Here is a 17,672-nt window from a genome sequence, read left to right as displayed (position 1 = left end):
CGGCCCGTACTTCACCAGCTTCACACCCGCCACACCCGCGTTGGCCGACAGCTGGAACAACACCCTCGCCTACGTCCGCGACAGCATCCTGGTCCGTGGCGACGTCGCGGCCCAGCCCCTCATCGTCGGCCAGGCCGCCCGGCTGCTCGCCGCCACCGCCCTGAACACGTTTCCCAACACCGCCTGGTCCGAGCCCACTCCCGCGGACGGCAACGACGCCACCCCTGACACCATGCGCAAGGCGGCCGTCTTCATCGAGGAGAACGCGCACACCGACATCTCCGTGGCCGACATCGCCGCGGCCGTCCACGTCAGCCCACGCGCCCTGCGGTATGCCTTCCGCATCCACTACGGCACCAGCCCACTCGGCCACCTGCGCCGAGCACGCCTGGACCGGGCCCACTTCGACCTCCTCGCCGCCGACCCCGCCGACGGCGGGTCAGCCGGACTGGTCGCCACCATCGCCGCGCGCTGGGGCTTCCCCAACCCCGGTAATTTCGCCGCCCTCTACCAGGACGTCTACGGGGTCAGCCCCCACAACACCCTCGCGGCGTGACTCCCCCCTCGGCCCCACCCCGTCCGTACGGTCATACTGCCCCGACCGGCCCCCGCCGATGAGGCGGCGGCGGCCCGATCCGTCCTCACCCGCGAGCGGAGGCGCACTTCCGGATGAACGACAACAACCGTGACAACGGCGAAACCGGCGACCACGGCAACGCCGATGTGACCGAAGAGACCATCTTCACCTGGGGCGCACCGCCCCTGAAGTTCGGTGCGGGCGCCTCCGACGAGATCGGTTCCGACCTGGCCCAGTACGGAGCGCGGCGCGTCCTGGTCCTGACGGACCCGGGCGTCAGCGCCCTCGGGATCCCGCAGCGCATCGTGGACAGCCTGGAGCGCTACGGCATCACCGCGACGGTCTTCGACGGGGTGCGCGTCGAGCCGACCGACGCGAGCTTCGCCGCCGCGGTCGAATACGCCGACGCCCAGGGGCCATGGGACGGATTCGTCGCGGTCGGCGGCGGGTCGGCCATCGACACCGCCAAGGCGGTCAACCTGCTGACCACCTGCCCCGGCGAGCTGACGGACTACGTCAACAAGCCGATCGGCCGGGCAAGGGTGCCGGAGCAGCAGCTCAAGCCGCTGGTCGCGGTCCCCACCACCGCGGGCACGGGGGCGGAGAGCACGGCCATGTGCGTACTCGACATCCTGTCGATGAAGGTCAAGACCGGCATCAGCCACTGGCGCCTGCGCCCCACCCTGGCCGTCGTCGATCCGCTGCTCACCATGAGCCTGCCGCCCGAAGTCACCGCCGCGGCGGGCATGGACATCGTCTGCCACGCGCTGGAGTCCTACACCGCCAAGTGGTACGCCGACTCCGCCCGGCGCAAGCCCGAGGAGAGGGTGACGTACTGCGGCTCCAACCCGGTCTCCGACCTGTGGTGTGAGAAGGCGATGGGGCTGATCGCGCAGTCGTTCCGCCGTGCGGTGCACCACGGGGCCGAGGACCCCCGAGCGCGTACGGACATGATGATGGCCGCCACCTTCGCCGGCATGGGATTCGGAAACGCCGGCGTCCACATTCCGCATGCCAACGGATATCCGATCGCCGGCATGGTGAAGGACTACAGGCCCGCCGGATACCCCCAGGACGAGCCGATGGTGCCGCACGGCCAGGCGGTGTCGCTGACCGCTCCGGAGGCGTTCCGGTTCAGCTTCCCGGCCGCCCCCGAGCGGCATCTGCGGGCGGCGGAGCTGCTGGCGCCGGACAAGGAGAAGCTCTCCGATCCCGCGGAGCAGCTGCCGCGTGTCCTCGTCGATCTGATGCGTGACATCGGCATTCCGAACGGCATCGGCGCCGTCGGCTACGGCGAGAGCGACGTACCGGAACTGGTGCCCGGCACGATGAAGCAGCAGCGGCTCCTGTCCACCTGCCCCCGTCCGGTCGGCGAGGAGGAGATCGAGCGGATCCTCCGCAACTCGATCCAGAACTGGTGACCACGCTGCCCTGGCCGGCATGACCGCCGCGTGGGCCACCGCGACGTGTCCGCAGCTCTCAGTGGTGCGAGCCGGCGCCGTTCTGGAGGGACTTGGAGATCTTGTCCTCGCGGCCGGGTTCGACGACCAGGAACTGGCCCATCATTCCGTTGTCCTCATGGCGCAGGATGTGGCAGTGGTACATGAAGGGCCGCTTGTCGTCGGTCAGGGTGCCGAACCGGACGGCCAGTCTGATCGTGCCTGTGCCCGGCAGATAGGCGGTGTCCTTCGGACCGCGCATGGAGACGGGCGGCTCCTCGCCGAGTACGTCGAGGACATTGAACGTGGCGCCGTGGATATGGAAGGCATGGACCAGGCCGTCGACCCGTTCGATCTCCCAGATCTCGGTGGTCCCGGCGGGCACCACTTCGTCGACCCGGTCCATCGCCATGTCCTTGCCGTTGATCCGGGTACCGCTGAATCGGAACTTCCGGGTCACCGGGTTCTCCGGCACCTTGATCGCGGCCGGTGCGCCGGGGACCCGGACGGGCAGTTCGGGGGACTCCTTCAGGGTCTTCGCCGCACGCAGCGCGATGATGTCGAAGGTGTCGTCGCCGCCGGAGAAGCGGCCGCTCGGGAACTCGACCCCGAGGTCGGCCCGGAAGCTGCGCAGGACCGCCTCCTCACCGGGCCTGAACGCCACGACGATCTCGGCCCGTTCGCCGGGCGCCAGCCGTAGCCGGGTCAGCGCCTGCGGGCGCTCGAGCAGTCCGTTGTCGACGCCGACCAGATGGAACGTGCGGTCGTCGGGGAAGCCGAACCGGTAGACGCGGGCGTTGGATCCGTTGAGCAGCCGGAAGCGTACGCGCTGCGTGGTGACCTCGAAGTGCGGGTCGTGGGTGCCGTTGACGAGGACGGTGTCGCCGAGCACGCCGACGTCGTCCGCTCCGGCGAAGTCGTCGCTGAGGGTGGTCTCGGTGAAGTCCAGTGAGCCGTCGTCGTGGAAGTTCTTGTCCTGGATCACCAGCGGGACGTCGTCCACGCCGTAGTCGCCCGGCAGCCCCGAGCGGAGTGAGTGCCGGTCATCCAGGATGATCATTCCGGCCACACCCCGGTAGACGTGCGAGCCCGTGGAGCCGTGCGGATGGGGGTGGTACCAGAGAGTGGAGGCCGGCTGCCGCACGGTCCACCCCGGCCGCCAGGTCGCGCCCGCCGGGATCATCTGGTGCGGTCCGCCGTCCATCACGGCCGGCAGATGCATCCCGTGCCAGTGCAGGGTCGTGGCGTCCGGCAGCTCGTTGCGGATGGAGAAGGAGACCTTGTCGCCTTCGCGGGCCCGCAGGGTGGGTGCGAGGTAGGTGCCGTTCGCGCCCCAGGTGTCGGTCTTCTTGCCGGGAAGGAACTCGGTCTGTCCCGGGGCGAGTTCGAGTTCGTAGGTCTTGAGCCCGTCGGCGGAGGGCGCCGGGTCGAGCAGTTCCGGGATCTTCAGCGGATTGCGGAAGCCGAGCTTGCCGACGTTGCTTCGGTCGCGGCGGTTGTAGGCGAGCACGAAGTTGGTTCCCCAGCCGGCGCCGGCGGTCAATGCGGCGCCTCCGGCCGCGAGGAGGATCCTGCGGCGGACGGGGCGGCGGGAACGGGAAGCAGACATGTATCCGGGTCCTCGGGTCGGTTGATCAGTCGCGGACCGATCCACGGTGGGAGGGGCGGGGCCGCCGGCCACCGGACGCTTCGCTCCGGTGGCCGGCTCCGGGCCTCGTACGGTCGGCAGGGCTCAGGCGTGCTCGGGGGTCCGGTCCTCCCCCATCGCCTTCGGCGTGGGGGTTTCCGCCGCGGGGTTCCGCTCCGGGACCCGGCAGAGGCGGCCGGGCCACCACAACCAGCGGCCGAGGTCGAGGGCGAGGGCGGGGACCAGGACCGTTCGGACAAGGCCGGTGTCGAGCAGGACGCCGATGCCGACGATGACGCCCATCTGGGCCATGGTCACCAGTGGAAGTCCGGCGAAGACCGCGAAGGTCGCGGCGAGTGCGACGCCAGGATCAGCCACGCCGCCAGCGCGAGCCATTTCGTGCGACGGTCCCCGGGGGCGTTCGCGGCACGCTGGAAGAACGCGTTCATGAGTAGTCTCCTCGTGTGGAGCACGGCCGGTCGATGACCGGCTCGGGGCGCACGGGACCCGCACCGCGGCGTACTGGTTTGCCGACCTGCCGCGGCCTACGGGTGGAATGTGCCTGGGATGTGTTCTCCATACGTACGGCCGGGAGTTACCGCTCCCGGCCGTACCACCGCACGTACGGCTATTCGATCTCGCGCATCATCTTCTCCATCGACGTGATCGAAGTGCGGGCCTGCGTCAGCTCCTCGAGGGTGCGCCGCTGAAGTGCGACGTTGTCCTCCAGCAGCTCCGTGTACTTCGCCGCGAGCTGCTTGTACTGCTCCTCACGGGAGGCCAGCATGCGGGCCCGCCACGTCGCGGCGATCTGCCAGACCACCACGATGAGGAGGAGGAAGACGCCGCCGGCGCCGACCACTCCCGCCCACTCCGCTCCGTTCATCGCGCAGTCTCCTTCACGGTTTCTCTCGCTTCTTCGGTGATCGTCCGCGCGGCTTCCGCCACGGCCTCGGGGGTCAGCGCGTAGCAGAAGGGCGTCGCCTCGAAGTACTTCATCGCCTTGCCGCTCTCCGACAGCTCCAGCTCGCCCGTGACGAGTCCGGCCGCCTCCAGCCGTTGCAGGTGCATGTGCAGCAGCGGGCGGCCGATGCCCAGCTCGCGGGCGAGTCGGCTCACATAGTTGCGGCCTCCGTCGACGAGGGCTGCGACGATCCGCATCCGATGCGGATTGCCGAGCGCCCCGAAGACCTTCAGCAGCTCGTCTCCGCTCGGCTGCGGGGCCGGGACTCCGGCCATCGGGACCCCCTTCCTCCGTACCTGTCACTCATAGCTGACACCCCCCGGAGTCACCTGTCAAAGAAACCTGACACATATCAGGGAGATCTAGGGGACCCTCAGGGGCGGGCACGGGGGTGGGAACCCACTGCTCGTGCGGCCTTCATCCCAGGAAGGTCGCGGTCGTCGCCACGAAGCGGTCTGCGTCATCGAGCCACGGAAAGTGGCCTGCTCCTGGCTGAACGACGAGCTCGGTGTTCGGAAACAGCTCGGCGTATTCGGCCACGACGCCCGGAGGCGAGTTCAGGTCGGTCTCACCGGCAAGCAGCAGCACCGGCGAATCGACCTCGGCGAGTGCCGCGCGAGTGGCCTCCGGGTCGAAGGCACCCTCGGCGCCGAAGGCGGCTGCGGCTTCCTCGTTCCGATGGCCGTCCTGGGACGCATGATGGACTTGTGCCGCCGCATCCCACCGGCCGTAGAAGAAGGGGTCGATGGCCTGCCAGCTGCCCTCGGTGGCGTTACCGGCCACGATCGTTTCCAGCGCTGCGAAGGCCGCTCCGAACCAGGGCTCGTCCTTGCGGAGCCGCGCGATCTCGAGCCGGGACTCCCCGGTGACCGCGATGCCGACGGCGTAGGTGCTCGGAGTGATCAGAGCGAGCTTGCCGACGCGTTCCGGGTGCCGGGCCGCGTACAGCGCCGCGAGGTTTGCCCCGGCGCTGTGCGCGAGCAGGTCCAACCGGGCAAGACCGAGGTGCTCGCGCAGAGCCTCGACATCATCGACAAGCCGGTCACACCGGTAGGAGGCGGCGTCCTCCGGTATCGCGGACCGGCCTGTGCCCCGAGGGTCCACCATGATCAGCTGCCGATGCGCCGACAGGCCGCCGAGTTGACCCAGGTAGTCGGAGTCCTGCATCGGGCCGCCCGGCAGGCAGATCAACGGGACGCCCTCTCCGAACAGGTGACAGGCGAGGTCGGTTCCGTCAGGTGCGCAGAAGGTGGGCATGGCGAGGATCCTGTCGCGGTGCTCCGAGCACGGCAACCGACTTCAGGGCGCCGTGAAGAGTGCCGGGAAGCGGGGAGCGAGCCAGGGCTTGCGGCCCCACGCGAGAATGTGGCCCCGCGCGATGGCGCCCCGCGGGTCGCGGCGGCCGAGGGCCATCAGAAGGAAGGTGGCCGGCTCGCAGAGGATCGTGCAGTCCGGGCGGCTCGGCGGCTGCGGACTCACCGCCACCGTTCCGTCGGTGAAGGTGACGCCGAAGCGGGCACCGCCTCGTAGGCGGATCGTGTAGCGGACGGTCAGCCCGGCGGTGGCGGCGGCGTCGGTGACTCGTGGCATGGCCGCGATCAAGAAGGGCAGGGTCAGCTCGACCCGGGCGCGGTCGATCATGTGCGGACGCCGCAGCGCGCGGGCGAGGTCGTAGCCGTGGCCGAGCATGTGCGTCAGCAGGTACGAGCCCAGTACGGCCCGGTCCATCGGTCCCATCGGGGTGACCAGCGTGCCCTGCGCCGCTGGTTGTGCCGCCGCCTTGAGGAAGGCGCCGGCCTGTTCCGTGATCATCCTGGCCAGCGGCTCGGCTTCGCGCTCGTCGAACTGGGCGAGCGCGCGTTCATTGGCCGTGGCCAGGCTCTGCGGCGTGCCGTCCCCGTAGCTGCGCTCGTTCCCGGCCGCGAGGTCGGCCATCAGTTCGTTCGCTTGTGCCAGATGTGCTGCCGCCTCCCCGACGGTCCACTCCGACCGGGGTACGGGAAGACTCGTGTCGGCGACCCCGCGCAGCAGCGTGGCGATTTCCTCGGCGGTACCGCTTATCGCGTCGCCAAGTCCCTCGGGCAGAGCGCCCTGTGCTTCCTGCCCTGTCGCTGATTCCACGTCGCTCTCCTCGTCACCCTGGGACCCACGGCAGATTGTGCAGCCCCGGACCGGTTCGGGATCGCTCGCGGTACACAACCAGGCAACGGAGGCTGCGACAAGAGCTTGAGCAGCCCGATCCCACAGCGCTCACCTGGGCAGATGCAGAAATCGGGCCGCGCAATGTGACATATCGAGCCCTGCGGGCTGTCAGCCGTCGATCGGCAGCCCCTACGTCAGCAGGTCGACGAGCCTGTCGTGGACGCCCTCCTTGCCCTCCGCCCGGCTCGGCACCAGCGCTTCCTGGTCGCGCGGGTCCCGGGAAAGGACGTGCAACCGCCCGTCATCGCGGGCGAGGATCAGGTCGGTGCTGGCGTCGGCGGTCTCAGCCGATCCGGTTCGGAGGCCTGAGCTGGTCTGACGGCGGTAGAAGCTCACTCCTGGGGCGCGTACGAGGAGGAGGGCTCGTCCTGGTGGCGCTGGAGGCGTGGAAGTGGTGTACCCCTCAAGAGGTACGTACATCAACCTGGTACATGGTCTATCATTGGTACATGCCGATGAAGCGAACCAACGTCTACGCCGATCCGGAAGACCTCGCGATCATCAAAGAGGCGGCCAAGCGCCGGGGTGTCAGCGAGGCCGAGATCATCCGCCAGGGCATCCATCTCGCAGCGATGGCCAACCGGGCGTGGGACGAGCCGCTCTTCTCCCGCACTTTCGAAGGTCCTGGGCGCACTCTCACCAAGGGGGAAGTCCGCGACGTTGTTGCCGATGCCGTCCGAGGTGAGATCGACTCGCCCGGGACTGCCACGTGATCATCGTCATCGCCGATACCTCCGGTTTGCTGGCCGCTCTCGACTCAACTCATCCCGAGAGTGAGGCTGCCAGTGAGGCGATCATGGCTGCCGGCCTGCTCGTCATGTCTCCCCTGCTACTCGCCGAACTCGACCATGTGGCCACCCGGGAACTGGGCCGCGATGCTGCAGTGAGCGCGATCGACGACATCCGCGGCTGGATGCGACGCGGCCGGGTTTCGGTACCTGAGATCACTGAAGACCATCTCGGCATCGCCCAGTCCGTACGCGCCCGCTATCTGGCACTCGATCTCGACTTGGCCGACGCTGTGAACGTCGCCCTCGCTGCCGACTACGACACGGATGCGATCCTCACGCTGGACCGCCGCGATTTCCGTGCCGTACGCCCCCTCGGCCGCTCGAAGGCATTTCGCATCCTGCCGGATGACCTTCCACTCTGAGCGGGGTCGGAGGCTGTTGCAGCCCTGGACGTACGCGACTTGGGCGCGCTGCCTGGACCGCGGCCGCGCACAGGTCTGGGCGGGTGTCCCACCGACAACGTCCCGGGGGATTCCCTGGACGGCTGCCGGCAGGACCGGCCAGGTGGATTGGGGCCGTCCTTCAGGGCCGGGTCACGTTGGCAGGAGGACTTCCCTGATGACATGCCGGGCGATGGTCGCCATGACCGGATTCGTCTGCCGGTAGTGCTGGAGTTCCATGAGCGCTGTCGACAGCGCCCAGCCGCGACCTCGTGCCCAGGCCGCGTCATCAGCCGCCAGGGCGGCCCGGAAGGCGCCCCGCGCGTCGGCCGGCAGCAGGTACCACGCCGAGATCAGGTCGACGGCGGGATCGCCCAGCCCCAGACACTCGAAGTCGATGACGGCGCTGAGCCGTCCGCGGTCCATCAGCAGATTGCCCGGCTGCAGGTCCGCGTGGAGCCAGACTGCCGGGCCGGACCACTCCGGAACCCGCAGGGCCGCTTCCCAGGTGGTGGTGGCCGCTTCGGTGTCGACGATTCCACGGAGTTCCGCGATCGCGGCGCGTGTCGCGGTGTCCCGGTCGGCCAAGGGCTCACTGCGGTAGGAGGGAGGCCCGTCCGTGGGATCGATCCGGTGCAGCGCGGTGACGAACTCCGCCAGGTCCTTGGCGAGCAGGCCGGGTTCGGCGATGCGTCCGACGCTCGGATTCTCACCGTCGAGCCATCGGTACACGGACCAGGGCCAGGGATACGACAGAGCGGGCGATCCCTTGCCCAGCGGAACGGGAACGTGAAAGGGAAGCAACGGGGCAAGCCGTGGCAGCCACCTGTGTTCCTTCTCCACGTCACCGGCGGCACCCGGGAGGCGGGGGAGTCGTACGACCATGTCCGGGCCGAGGCGATACATGGCGTTGGATGTGCCGGCGGAGTCGATCGGCTCCACGGGAAGGCCGGCCCACCGCGGAAACTGAGCGGCGATGAGCCGCTGTACAAGAGATGAGTCGACGCTCACCTCGTCGGCATGCATCTTGCCGGCACCCATGGAAACCTCCTGAGCAGAATTCCACCATGTGGCATGGAGGACTTGGGAGGCTTGTCAACGCAACCCGTGGACAGGGCCCTTGATGTCATCGGTCACCTTGCGTTGCGGTCGCGCGGCAGGGCTCCTCGTCCGGGCCCGCCATCAGGCCGGCTCCCGGCCGTCCCGTCACACAGAGGACCGGGCGACGACAGTCCGGCGAGGCGTACAACCCTGGACGAACGTCGGATGTCTCTTAGATAACTGCGATACGGGCATCGCGGTCACCGCGCCACCCGACGGGCAAGGCCGCACATGATTCCACGCCGTACCGCGGCGGCGCCCCGCCCGCGCACAGTCCACCCGCGGCTGAGCAGGACGCCGTAGGCAACGTAGGCGACCATGGAGGTTCTCCTGTGCGTTACATCAGAAGCGTGGCTCTCACGGCCGCGACATTCCTCACCCTCGGTGGCGGGGCCGTGATAACGGCCCCGGCCGCGCAGGCCGACGAGCCCTTTCCGTCCATCGGCTGGCAGCAGCGCAACTGCGACTTCGACGGCAACGGTTTCGACGACGTGCTGACCGGCGCCCCGGGCGCCACGGTGAGCGGCGTCAGCGGCGCCGGCTCCGTCACCGTGCAGTACAGCTCGTCAAGCGGTATCAGCACCACCAAGAAGAGCGTCTTCAACCAGAACACCTCGACCGTCCCGGGCGGTGCCGAGGCCGGCGACGGCCTCGGGCGGGCCGTGGCCTCCGGCGACCTGGACAACGACGGATACGACGACGCGATCGTCGGCATCCCCGGCGAGGACCTGGCAGGGTTGTCCAACGCGGGCGGCGCCATCGTCTTCTGGGGCTCGCCGACCGGGTTGCACGGGACCGAGAGCACCTGGCTGGAAAACTCCGACGAGATGCGGGCCGGCGCGAACTTCGGGCGTGCGATCGAAGCGGCCCGGTTCCTCGCCCCGGACCCGGCGGACCCGTACGCCAACCCGCGCGACAGCATCGCCGTCCTGGAGAACGACACGCTGCTGTTCTTCACCGTACCGCCGGAGGCGCCGGCCCAGACGCTGAAGTCGGCCGACAAGGGAGTCCAGGCTCTGGACATGGCCCCGGCGGAGGACGGCTTCGCTCTCCGGAGCCTCAGCCACGGCAACTACAACGAGGACCCCTGGGCGGACCTGGCGATCTCCGGAGTGACCACCGGCGACCAGCCGGGCGTCGGCGCCACCCAGGTACTGCACGGCGCACCCGACGTCGAGGCACTGGGTGACGGAGGCGTGTTCGAGGGCGGTCCCGCGGTCACCTCCAGCGACTTCAACCACGACGGCCAGGACGACCTGGCCATCGGCGACACGGGCGTCGGCTCGCCCGTCGGCGGATCCGTCTCCGTCTACCTGGGCAAGGGCGACCTCTCCGGCCTCGATCCGGCCCCGGCGCAGACATGGACGCAGGACTCCCCGGGCGTCCCCGGCAGTGCCGAGGCCGGCGACCTGTGGGGCGCCGAGATGTCCTCCGGCGACACCAACGGCGACGGTCGCCCCGACCTCGCCATCGGCGCCCCCGGGGAGGACATCGGCTCCACCTCCAACGCGGGTGCCGTCTGGACACTGCGCGGCGCACCGGGCGGGCTGACGGCGACCGGGGCACGCAGCTTCGACCAGAACCACCCCGATATCCCCGGCGTGGCGGAAGCCTCGGACCGCTGGGGCGGCCAGGTGCGTCTGCTCGACGCAGACAAGGACGGCCTCTTCGGTCTGCTGGCGGCGGCACCGGGCGAGAACACCAACGACGGCTTCGTATGGGTCCTGCCCGCGTCGTCGTCGGGGCTGGTCGCCAACGGCACCTGGACCTACGACGGGGCACGCCTCGGGGCACCGGTGGCCAACGCGCAGTTCGGGGCGGCGATCGACGAGTAGCGGAAGCTTCCAGGAGAGCTGGGGAGTCAGATGGTCGAGCGCGGGGATCCTGCGGCCCACACCGCACGATCCCCGCGCTCAGTCGTCGCTCGCTCTCGCCCGTGCCGCCCGGCCGCGGGTCCGTGCTGTTGGCCTCAGCTCAGATCGGCTGGTTCTGCTGTTCGATGTACTGCTTCACGGAGGACAGCGGGGCGCCTCCCGGGGATCCGGCGAAGTATGAGCCGGACCACAGGCGCTGTGCCCGCCAGTAGTGCCGGACCAGTTCGGGGTATTCCTGGCGGAGTCTGCGGGAGCTGACGCCCTTGAGGCTGTTGACCAGTTTCGACAGGGCCACCTTGGGTGGGAAGTTCACCAGGAGGTGGACGTGGTTGTTCGGCCTTCGCGCCGTCGACGAGCCAGCGGCCGTTCTCGGCCTGTGCCGGCACGTAGCCCTTGTCGGACAGGGTGGCTCGGAGCCGGCTCCATTCGGTGGTCCGCAACCGCACCCGCCCCGCGGAGATAGTGCATGCCGTGCGCCTGGTGGCGGAGGGCGACTCCCTGCTGTTCCCGGCGCGGTCCGGCAACTGGCCGCCGAGTACGGCAAGGGCTACGGGCAATCCGGCGGCCCGCACGGCGATGGACCGTGCCGCGCTGACCCAGCGCGAGGAAGAGGTGCTGCGGCTGATGGCACGTGGTCTGACGAACACCGAGATCGCCGCGCGGCTCATCGTCGGCACCGAAACGGTCAAGTCCCATGTCAACGCCGTCCTGGCGAAGTTGGGCGCGCGCGACCGCACACAAGCGGTCAACGCGGCGTACGAGTCCGGGTTCGTGTCCCCGGGATGAGCACCAAGCTCGCGCAAACATTTCGGCGACAGCCGAAGCGTGCTTGCCGCTGATACTCACCGTGCTACTTTCACGCCAAGAAAAGACGAAAGGGGTGGCATGAAGAATCATGTCGCGTACTTTTGTCCGTGACTTCGCCGCTATTGCTGGCGACAAAGAGTGATCCCCGTCCCCTTGCTCAACAGGGACAGGGAAGTAAATGTGGTCACTCAGCTGGAAATTCAGCCTTGAAAAGGGGGCAAAGTTCGTGAACTTTGGCAAAATCAAGAGAGCGGTCGTCGCGGCAACAATCGCCGCCGCAACCCTGGTGGGGGGCGGCTTCATCTCCGCCGCCCCGGCGCAAGCCGATGAGAGCCACTCCATCACAGGAGGAAAGTTCTTCTATGGCGACTACGGCGACGTCATAACCGTCTACGACACCAAGGCAGACGGATACTGGGTTATGGTCCAAGCGGTATCGGGCAGTGGCGGAGCATCTACTTGCATGGTCTCCAAGGCAGGGACGCACAGGAACTGCGACTGGAACCTCTCGGACAGCAAGACGTACACCTTCACCATATACATCGAAAAGGGCTACACCACGATCCGGAAGGCGTCCTACAGGATCCAGGGCTGACCGTAGCCCTCCCAGCTCCCTGAATCGGAGTAAAGGGAACGGCGGCGCGGCGCCTTCAGTTCAGGTGGCAAAGCCGTGCCGCCATTCCATCCCGCAGCTGCACAGCGTCGCGTTCAGTTTGCAGGCGGACCTCAGGTCACGGTGGTGGCGAGCACCGTCGGGGCAGCGTGACCCTTCCGGGCTTGTGCTCGAACGTATCCATCATGAGCCACTCGTCCAACTCAGGGTCGTAGAGGTTCTGGACACCGAATTGGAGCACCTGCCAGAACGTGTTCCGGTTCTGTTGGTCCACGTAGATGTCGCCGAGTGCGAGCGGGAACCGCAGGAACTTCCCCGGAGGCAGCTTCGGCAGGACGACACCGACCCTCCAGTGGTTCACGTGCCGATTCGGGTTCCGCTGCAGGATCTCCCGCCCGACGAACCGCGAGGTCTTGAGTCCCTCGTTCAACCGGCGCAGGTTGAAACCTGGGATCTTGGAGCATGGGTGCTCCCTCAGGTTGGGCCACTTGTAGGTCAGCGTGTAGAGCGTGTTCCGATAGATCAGGTTCGTGAACCAGATCGGGTACTGCGGGCCTCCCGCGATCATTTGGCTGTCGCCGTTCTTTCCCTGCCAGGTGAACGGGACCGTGATGCCCAGATCCCGGACGACCCACTTGCCCTTCCCGCGGAAATCACGCGGGAGTTGAGGTGGTGGTGGCGTGTGCGGGCCGGGCCGCTTCGCAGCCACGGTCTCGAATGCCGGCGTGGTCCCGGTCCGCGTTTCGGCGCCGGCCGGCGGCAGAGTCGCCGGGACGATGGCGATTGCTCCGACGAGAGCGGCCGCCGCAGCCGCCCGGCGTGTGAGTGTCCAACCCATGGTCTCCCTCGGCTGTCGCGTCGCGCGCCATCGCGACGCAGGGTCCGAACGCAGCGATGCTCCCCGGGTCGTCATCCGTGGAGGGCATACGTGTATCGAGTGGGACACTTCATATCAGATGGTAAGAGGGGTTGGCGCAAGGCGAGCCGCTCACCCCGGCACGTTCCCCGTTCCCTCCCCTGTACGGCGGAGCAGTTCTGGGGCTTCTGTCATCGTCGTCTCGTCGTGGCAGCCGGCCATGCGCGGGGGTAGGGCACTTGCAGCGTTTCCGCCGCGACCGGTGTGTGCTCGGCGGCTGCGTGCAGCCGTCCGTCGCGTTGGACGACGGCGCCGACGAGAGCCGGTTGGCGTCCATGCAGCAGGAGCAGGTTGGCGTCGGGAAACGGCCGGCGCTGCCAGGTCACCCAGGCCGGGAGCCCATCGGCGGCGTCACTCATCAGCAACCTCCTTCCGTGACCGCTGTGTCGGTGGCTCCGGTCAGCTCACGCAGATCAGCGTCTGCTGCCCGGTGGCGACGAGCTTCCGCTGATCGTCCTTGACGCCGAAGACCTCCAGCCTGCACACGGTCAGGGTGCGTCCAGGCTTCAGGACCGTCCCTACCGCCTCGATGTACTCGCCGACGGCGGGTGACAGGAGATTGACCTTGTACTCCACGGTGAGTACCGCCGTGTCCTCCGGGAAGAGAGTGAAGGCCGCGTAGCCTCCCGCGGTGTCGGCGATGGAGCTGGTGGCGCCGGCGTGGAAGTAGCCGTCCTGCTGGGTGACTTCGGGCCGGCTGGGCAGCACGATGCGCACGCACCCCGGTCCGATGTGGGATATGCGGGCTCCGAGATGGCCCATCAGCCCTTGCCGGTCGAAACTGTCCTGGATGCGCTTCTGCACCTCGGGACTCGCCTGTTCCTGCTGCGTGTGATCTTCCACGAGTTCTCCTTGGGCGGTCATCGCGGCCGGTGTCCCGCAGGCCAGGCGTTCCAGCAGGAAGAACCCGCCGATGGCGGTCATCATGGCACCGCTGGTGCGGGTGACGACACGTGTGGCTGCGGCCGGATCCTCAGGACGGTACGGGCCAGGAGGCCGACGGCCACATGGGGCGCGTGCCAGGTCGAGTCGGACTGTCCCGGAAGGCGGAGGCATCAAAGTCCCGCGGCCGCTCCGGCGCTTGGGAGATCTGTTCAGGGCTGACGGGGTCGTCTACTCTGTGGCTCGCTCGGACCCTCGGCGAAGCCTGGACCTGGTAGCCGGGGGCGGTCCATGGCCGGGATCGCCGGGCGGTCCGCTCGCATCAGGCGGCGGACGTCGCGGGGTGGACGCAGACGCACGGGGGAGGGGACGGTCGGCATGTCTCAACCAGGCCGTGGCCGCCCGGCAGTTCCGCCGGTCAGCGGGGGACAGCGACCGGGCTGGCCGACCACACCGCCGCCGCATCAGCCGCTCGGGCCCGGCGATCCGGCCGAGGTCGGTCCGTATCGGCTGGAGGCGGTCCTGGGCGCCGGCGGGATGGGCCGCGTCTATCTGGGGCACACGCCGGCCGGCAGCGAGGTGGCGGTCAAGCTCGTGCACCGTGAGTACGCGGGCGACCGATCGTTCCGCAAGCGTTTCGAGCAGGAGGTGGCCGCGGCCAGGCGGGTTCAGGGGCTCTACACCGTGCCCGTCGTCGATGCGGACCTGCGGGCCGACGAGCCCTGGCTGGCCACGGCGTACGTTCCCGGGCCGTCCCTTCAGCACGCCGTGGACGAGGGGGGTCCCCCCGGAGGAAGTCCGGGGGGAGATCCACTGCCGGTCGACGCGGCACTGGGGCTGATCGCCAGGGTGGCCGAAGCCCTGCAGTCCATCCACGCCGCCGGCGTGATCCACCGTGACCTCAAACCCTCCAACATCATCCTCACCGCCGAGGGACCCAAGGTCATCGACTTCGGTATCGCACGCGCCGCGGACGTCACCTCGGTGACCGGTACGGGGATGCGCGCGGGAACGCCCGCGTACATGGCCCCCGAATACATCAGAGGGCAGGACCTGACCGAAGCCGTCGACGTCTTCGCCCTCGGACTCGTCGCGCACTTCGCGGCCACCGGACGACTCGCCTTCGGCGGCGGAAGCAGCCACAGCGTCACCTACCGCATCCTCGAACAGGATCCCGACCTCGACGACTGCCCTGAGCCCCTCCGTACGGTCGCCGCCCGCTGCCTGGAGAAGGACCCTCAGCGGCGGCCCACCCCCGCCGAGGTCATCCGGCTCTGCCGCCGCAGCGTCCCGGCCCGGGCCACGGCGGAAGGCACCGTCGTCGACGTCCACTCAGCGCCGACTCAGCCCGGGTCTCAGCCCGTTGCCCCCGTCCCGTCAGGCCCGCCCGACGCCGTCGGACCGCCCGCGCCGCCTCCCACGAGGCAGGACCCGGCACAGGGGAAGCCGCGTCACCCGCCGAGCGCTTCCCCGCCGGGTCCGTACTCCCAGAATCCCCACGCGGCCCTCGGCGCCCTCGCTCAGGGAGGGGCAGGTGTACCCACCGGCTGGATCCTGCTCGGCAGCCTGCTCCTCGTGGCCGTCGCGATCGCGTTCTTCCTTCCCCTGTACGAGCCCGACCGGGGCTCGCCTCCCTGGCTCAAACCCACGACCACGCTCACCAGTCAGAGCGACTCGGTCAGCGACGTGGCGTTCAGCCCGGACGGCAAGACGCTCGCCGCCGGTGTCCAGCAGGGCATGGTGCGGCTGTGGGACGTAGCGGGGCGCAAACAGCGGGCCACCCTCACCCAGCACAACGAGGACGGCCGGGAACAAGTGCAGAGGATCTCCAGTGTGGCGTACAGCCCCGACGGCAAGATGCTCGCCGCCGTCGCCGGTGACGGCACGGTGGGACTGTGGGATGTGGCCGAGCGTCGGCAGATCGCCACCCTCACCGCGAGTTCCTCGCATCCGGTCAGAGACGTCGCGTTCAGTCCGGACGGCAAGCTCCTCGCCACCGGCGGCGAGGAGGGCAAGGTGCGGCTGTGGAACGCCCACAGCCGCAAGGACCGCGCGCTCGCCACCCTCGACCACGGCCTGCCGGTGTGGAGCGTCGCCTTCAGCCCGGACGGCCGGACGGTGGCCTCCGCGGCTTACGAACCCGACGGCGGTACGCAGCCCACGGCGAAACTGTGGGACGTGGCCGGCCACAAGGCACGCCACACCTTCCCCCACCCCAAGAGCGTCACGGGCGTGGCGTTCAGTGAGGACGGCCGGACCCTGGTCACTTCCAGTGCGGACGACAAGGTCAGACGGTGGGATGTGGCCGGCGGCCGCGAGGGGGACCCCCTCACCGCCGGGGGATTCACCTCGACCGATGAGGTGGCGTCCAGCCCGGACGGCAAGACACTCGCCACCGTTCACTGGCGTGAGGTGCGGCTGTGGGATCTGGTCGGCGGCGAACCACGCGCCGTCCTGACCGGGAACACGTCGGAGGTGCGGAACCTGGCCTTCAGCCCGGGGGGCCGGCTCCTCGCCACCGCGGCCGACGACGGCAAGGTGCGGCTGTGGAGAACCGCGAAGGCCAGGTGACCTCACTCGCACAGGACGGTGTCAGTGCTCGGCCGCTACCCGGATGATCGAGCGAACCTGGTCGATGATGTCCCGCCGATTCTGGAGGAACTCCGGATCGGTGATCGTTCCCGTGGCCGGGTCGGTGTTGCCCGAACCGAACTCGAGGACAGGGGTGTGCACATGGCCGCCCGGAATACTCAGACCGAGCCGGTCGCGCAGCAGCGTCGCACGGTAGGCGATCTCGTTGGACAGGTAGTCCCCGCCACCGCCCTTACGTGCGGTGGAGCCCTCGGTCGGACCACCCGGCCGCGTTACCGGCTCACTCTCACCCGCCGGGATCTCGACCACCTCTGTGTTGTCCTTCACCGGGAAGCGGCCCGTCGGGGCGGACACGATGTCCTGGTAGGGAAGCGTGGTGGTCGTCCACTGAGGCTGCGCAGTGCCGGCGGGCACGGGGATGGTCCCGGAGGCCGAGATGTTGTCGTTGTCGGGGAAAGTCCCCCGCCAGGCCCCGTTGTGGCGCTCGATGTCGAACCGGCCGGGCCGACCCTGACTGACCGTGGTGAACAGGTCCACCTTCGGCAAGTGAGGCCGCAGCGCCTGCTCGACCATGCCGCGGGTGAAGTCCGCCCAGCGTACGGGGAACATGGCCGTCTCGATCCTGACCCGACCGGCCTTGGTGCGCACCACGGTGCCGTCCAGTGCCAGCGCGCCGGCCCCGGACGGATTACTGATCCGAATGTCTTCATCCAGCGTGAACGGGTCGAAGCCCGTCACCAGCACCCGCTTCAGGCCCCTTTCCTTCCCGCCCGGGAATTCGATGGCGTCCTGACCACGCGAGCTGCGCTCCAGCCGGTCACTCAGTGCCGTTCGCTGGGAATCGGAGAGCTCGAAGCCAGGCCGCCACTGCCGCAGCGCCCCCGTCATCCCCAGCCGCGCCCAGTAC

General features: G+C 68.9%; 19 protein-coding genes and 2 pseudogenes. 8 read left to right on the top strand and 13 right to left on the bottom strand.

The genetic code is table 11. The features are described from left to right. Nucleotides 1-556, top strand: a 556-nt coding sequence (locus ACRDP3_RS13110; protein ID WP_431517083.1) for a helix-turn-helix transcriptional regulator, incomplete at its 5' end; no start/stop codon positions are given. 113 nt (nt 557-669) lie between these two features. Continuing rightward, nucleotides 670-1,998 carry a hydroxyacid-oxoacid transhydrogenase gene (locus ACRDP3_RS13105; RefSeq protein ID WP_431517082.1) on the top strand — a complete coding sequence of 443 codons (1,329 nt, stop codon included), beginning with the start codon at nt 670-672 and terminating at the stop codon, nt 1,996-1,998. Nucleotides 1,999-2,056: 58 nt separating this feature from the next. On the opposite strand, the gene ACRDP3_RS13100 is transcribed toward ACRDP3_RS13105, so the two are convergent. The 7 genes from ACRDP3_RS13100 to ACRDP3_RS13070 form a co-directional block, all read right to left on the bottom strand. Beyond that, complete coding sequence (locus ACRDP3_RS13100) at nt 2,057-3,625, bottom strand: multicopper oxidase family protein (protein ID WP_431517081.1); 1,569 nt, start codon at nt 3,623-3,625, stop codon at nt 2,057-2,059. 123 nt (nt 3,626-3,748) lie between these two features. After that, the gene (locus tag ACRDP3_RS13095) at nt 3,749-4,021 is read right to left on the bottom strand and encodes an MMPL family transporter (RefSeq protein ID WP_431517080.1); all 273 of its coding nucleotides are present in this window, start codon (nt 4,019-4,021) and stop codon (nt 3,749-3,751) included. Between the two features lie 250 nt (nt 4,022-4,271). Further along, entirely contained in the window at nt 4,272-4,529 is a 258-nt protein-coding gene (locus ACRDP3_RS13090) for a hypothetical protein (protein WP_431517079.1), read from the bottom strand. Further along, on the bottom strand, nt 4,526-4,882 hold the full coding sequence (locus tag ACRDP3_RS13085; RefSeq protein WP_431517078.1) for an ArsR/SmtB family transcription factor: 357 nt from the start codon (nt 4,880-4,882) through the stop codon (nt 4,526-4,528). The genes ACRDP3_RS13090 and ACRDP3_RS13085 overlap by 4 nt, the downstream gene beginning before the upstream one ends. Nucleotides 4,883-5,024: 142 nt before the next feature. Further along, a complete protein-coding gene (locus ACRDP3_RS13080) occupies nt 5,025-5,864 on the bottom strand; it encodes an alpha/beta fold hydrolase (RefSeq protein ID WP_431517077.1) in 840 nt (279 codons plus the stop codon). Between the two features lie 42 nt (nt 5,865-5,906). After that, complete coding sequence (locus ACRDP3_RS13075) at nt 5,907-6,728, bottom strand: maleylpyruvate isomerase family mycothiol-dependent enzyme (protein WP_431517076.1); 822 nt, start codon at nt 6,726-6,728, stop codon at nt 5,907-5,909. Nucleotides 6,729-6,938: 210 nt separating this feature from the next. Next, nucleotides 6,939-7,145 carry a hypothetical protein gene (locus ACRDP3_RS13070; protein WP_431517075.1) on the bottom strand — a complete coding sequence of 69 codons (207 nt, stop codon included), beginning with the start codon at nt 7,143-7,145 and terminating at the stop codon, nt 6,939-6,941. A 113-nt stretch (nt 7,146-7,258) separates the two neighbouring features. Between ACRDP3_RS13070 and ACRDP3_RS13065 the strand changes: the two genes are divergently transcribed. Continuing rightward, nucleotides 7,259-7,522 carry a CopG family transcriptional regulator gene (locus ACRDP3_RS13065; RefSeq protein WP_431517074.1) on the top strand — a complete coding sequence of 88 codons (264 nt, stop codon included), beginning with the start codon at nt 7,259-7,261 and terminating at the stop codon, nt 7,520-7,522. Continuing rightward, nucleotides 7,519-7,962 carry a PIN domain-containing protein gene (locus ACRDP3_RS13060; protein ID WP_431517073.1) on the top strand — a complete coding sequence of 148 codons (444 nt, stop codon included), beginning with the start codon at nt 7,519-7,521 and terminating at the stop codon, nt 7,960-7,962. The genes ACRDP3_RS13065 and ACRDP3_RS13060 overlap by 4 nt, the downstream gene beginning before the upstream one ends. A gap of 171 nt (nt 7,963-8,133) precedes the next feature. On the opposite strand, the gene ACRDP3_RS13055 is transcribed toward ACRDP3_RS13060, so the two are convergent. Then, nucleotides 8,134-9,021: an aminoglycoside phosphotransferase family protein gene (locus tag ACRDP3_RS13055; RefSeq protein WP_431517072.1), complete on the bottom strand. Its 888-nt coding sequence runs from the start codon at nt 9,019-9,021 to the stop codon at nt 8,134-8,136. Nucleotides 9,022-9,431: 410 nt separating this feature from the next. Between ACRDP3_RS13055 and ACRDP3_RS13050 the strand changes: the two genes are divergently transcribed. Next, nucleotides 9,432-10,916: an FG-GAP repeat protein gene (locus ACRDP3_RS13050; protein ID WP_431517071.1), complete on the top strand. Its 1,485-nt coding sequence runs from the start codon at nt 9,432-9,434 to the stop codon at nt 10,914-10,916. Between the two features lie 139 nt (nt 10,917-11,055). Here the strand turns inward: ACRDP3_RS13050 and tnpA are convergent. Continuing rightward, nucleotides 11,056-11,289 (bottom strand): annotated as a pseudogene (gene tnpA, locus ACRDP3_RS13045) (IS200/IS605 family transposase); the annotation flags it as partial. Between the two features lie 107 nt (nt 11,290-11,396). Here tnpA and ACRDP3_RS13040 point away from each other — a divergent pair. Continuing rightward, nucleotides 11,397-11,741, top strand: a pseudogene (locus ACRDP3_RS13040) (response regulator transcription factor); the annotation flags it as partial. Nucleotides 11,742-11,940: 199 nt separating this feature from the next. Beyond that, the gene (locus ACRDP3_RS13035) at nt 11,941-12,357 is read left to right on the top strand and encodes a hypothetical protein (protein ID WP_431517070.1); all 417 of its coding nucleotides are present in this window, start codon (nt 11,941-11,943) and stop codon (nt 12,355-12,357) included. Between the two features lie 136 nt (nt 12,358-12,493). On the opposite strand, the gene ACRDP3_RS13030 is transcribed toward ACRDP3_RS13035, so the two are convergent. From ACRDP3_RS13030 to ACRDP3_RS13020, 3 genes are all read right to left on the bottom strand, one after another. After that, complete coding sequence (locus ACRDP3_RS13030; protein WP_431517069.1) at nt 12,494-13,084, bottom strand: hypothetical protein; 591 nt, start codon at nt 13,082-13,084, stop codon at nt 12,494-12,496. A 338-nt stretch (nt 13,085-13,422) separates the two neighbouring features. Further along, on the bottom strand, nt 13,423-13,650 hold the full coding sequence (locus ACRDP3_RS13025; protein ID WP_431517068.1) for a hypothetical protein: 228 nt from the start codon (nt 13,648-13,650) through the stop codon (nt 13,423-13,425). Nucleotides 13,651-13,690: 40 nt separating this feature from the next. Next, complete coding sequence (locus tag ACRDP3_RS13020; RefSeq protein WP_431517084.1) at nt 13,691-14,155, bottom strand: PaaI family thioesterase; 465 nt, start codon at nt 14,153-14,155, stop codon at nt 13,691-13,693. 396 nt (nt 14,156-14,551) lie between these two features. Here ACRDP3_RS13020 and ACRDP3_RS13015 point away from each other — a divergent pair, with 396 nt between their 5' ends. Further along, nucleotides 14,552-16,744, top strand: coding sequence for a protein kinase domain-containing protein (locus tag ACRDP3_RS13015; RefSeq protein WP_431517067.1), 2,193 nt, complete (start codon nt 14,552-14,554; stop codon nt 16,742-16,744). Nucleotides 16,745-16,765: 21 nt separating this feature from the next. On the opposite strand, the gene ACRDP3_RS13010 is transcribed toward ACRDP3_RS13015, so the two are convergent. After that, nucleotides 16,766-17,672: pyroglutamyl peptidase (locus tag ACRDP3_RS13010; protein WP_431517066.1), on the bottom strand; the 907-nt coding region annotated here is incomplete at its 5' end.

Source organism: Streptomyces sp. (assembly GCF_050698815.1).
Lineage (GTDB): Bacteria > Actinomycetota > Actinomycetes > Streptomycetales > Streptomycetaceae > Streptomyces.
This window is presented reverse-complemented; position numbering and strand designations above follow the sequence as displayed.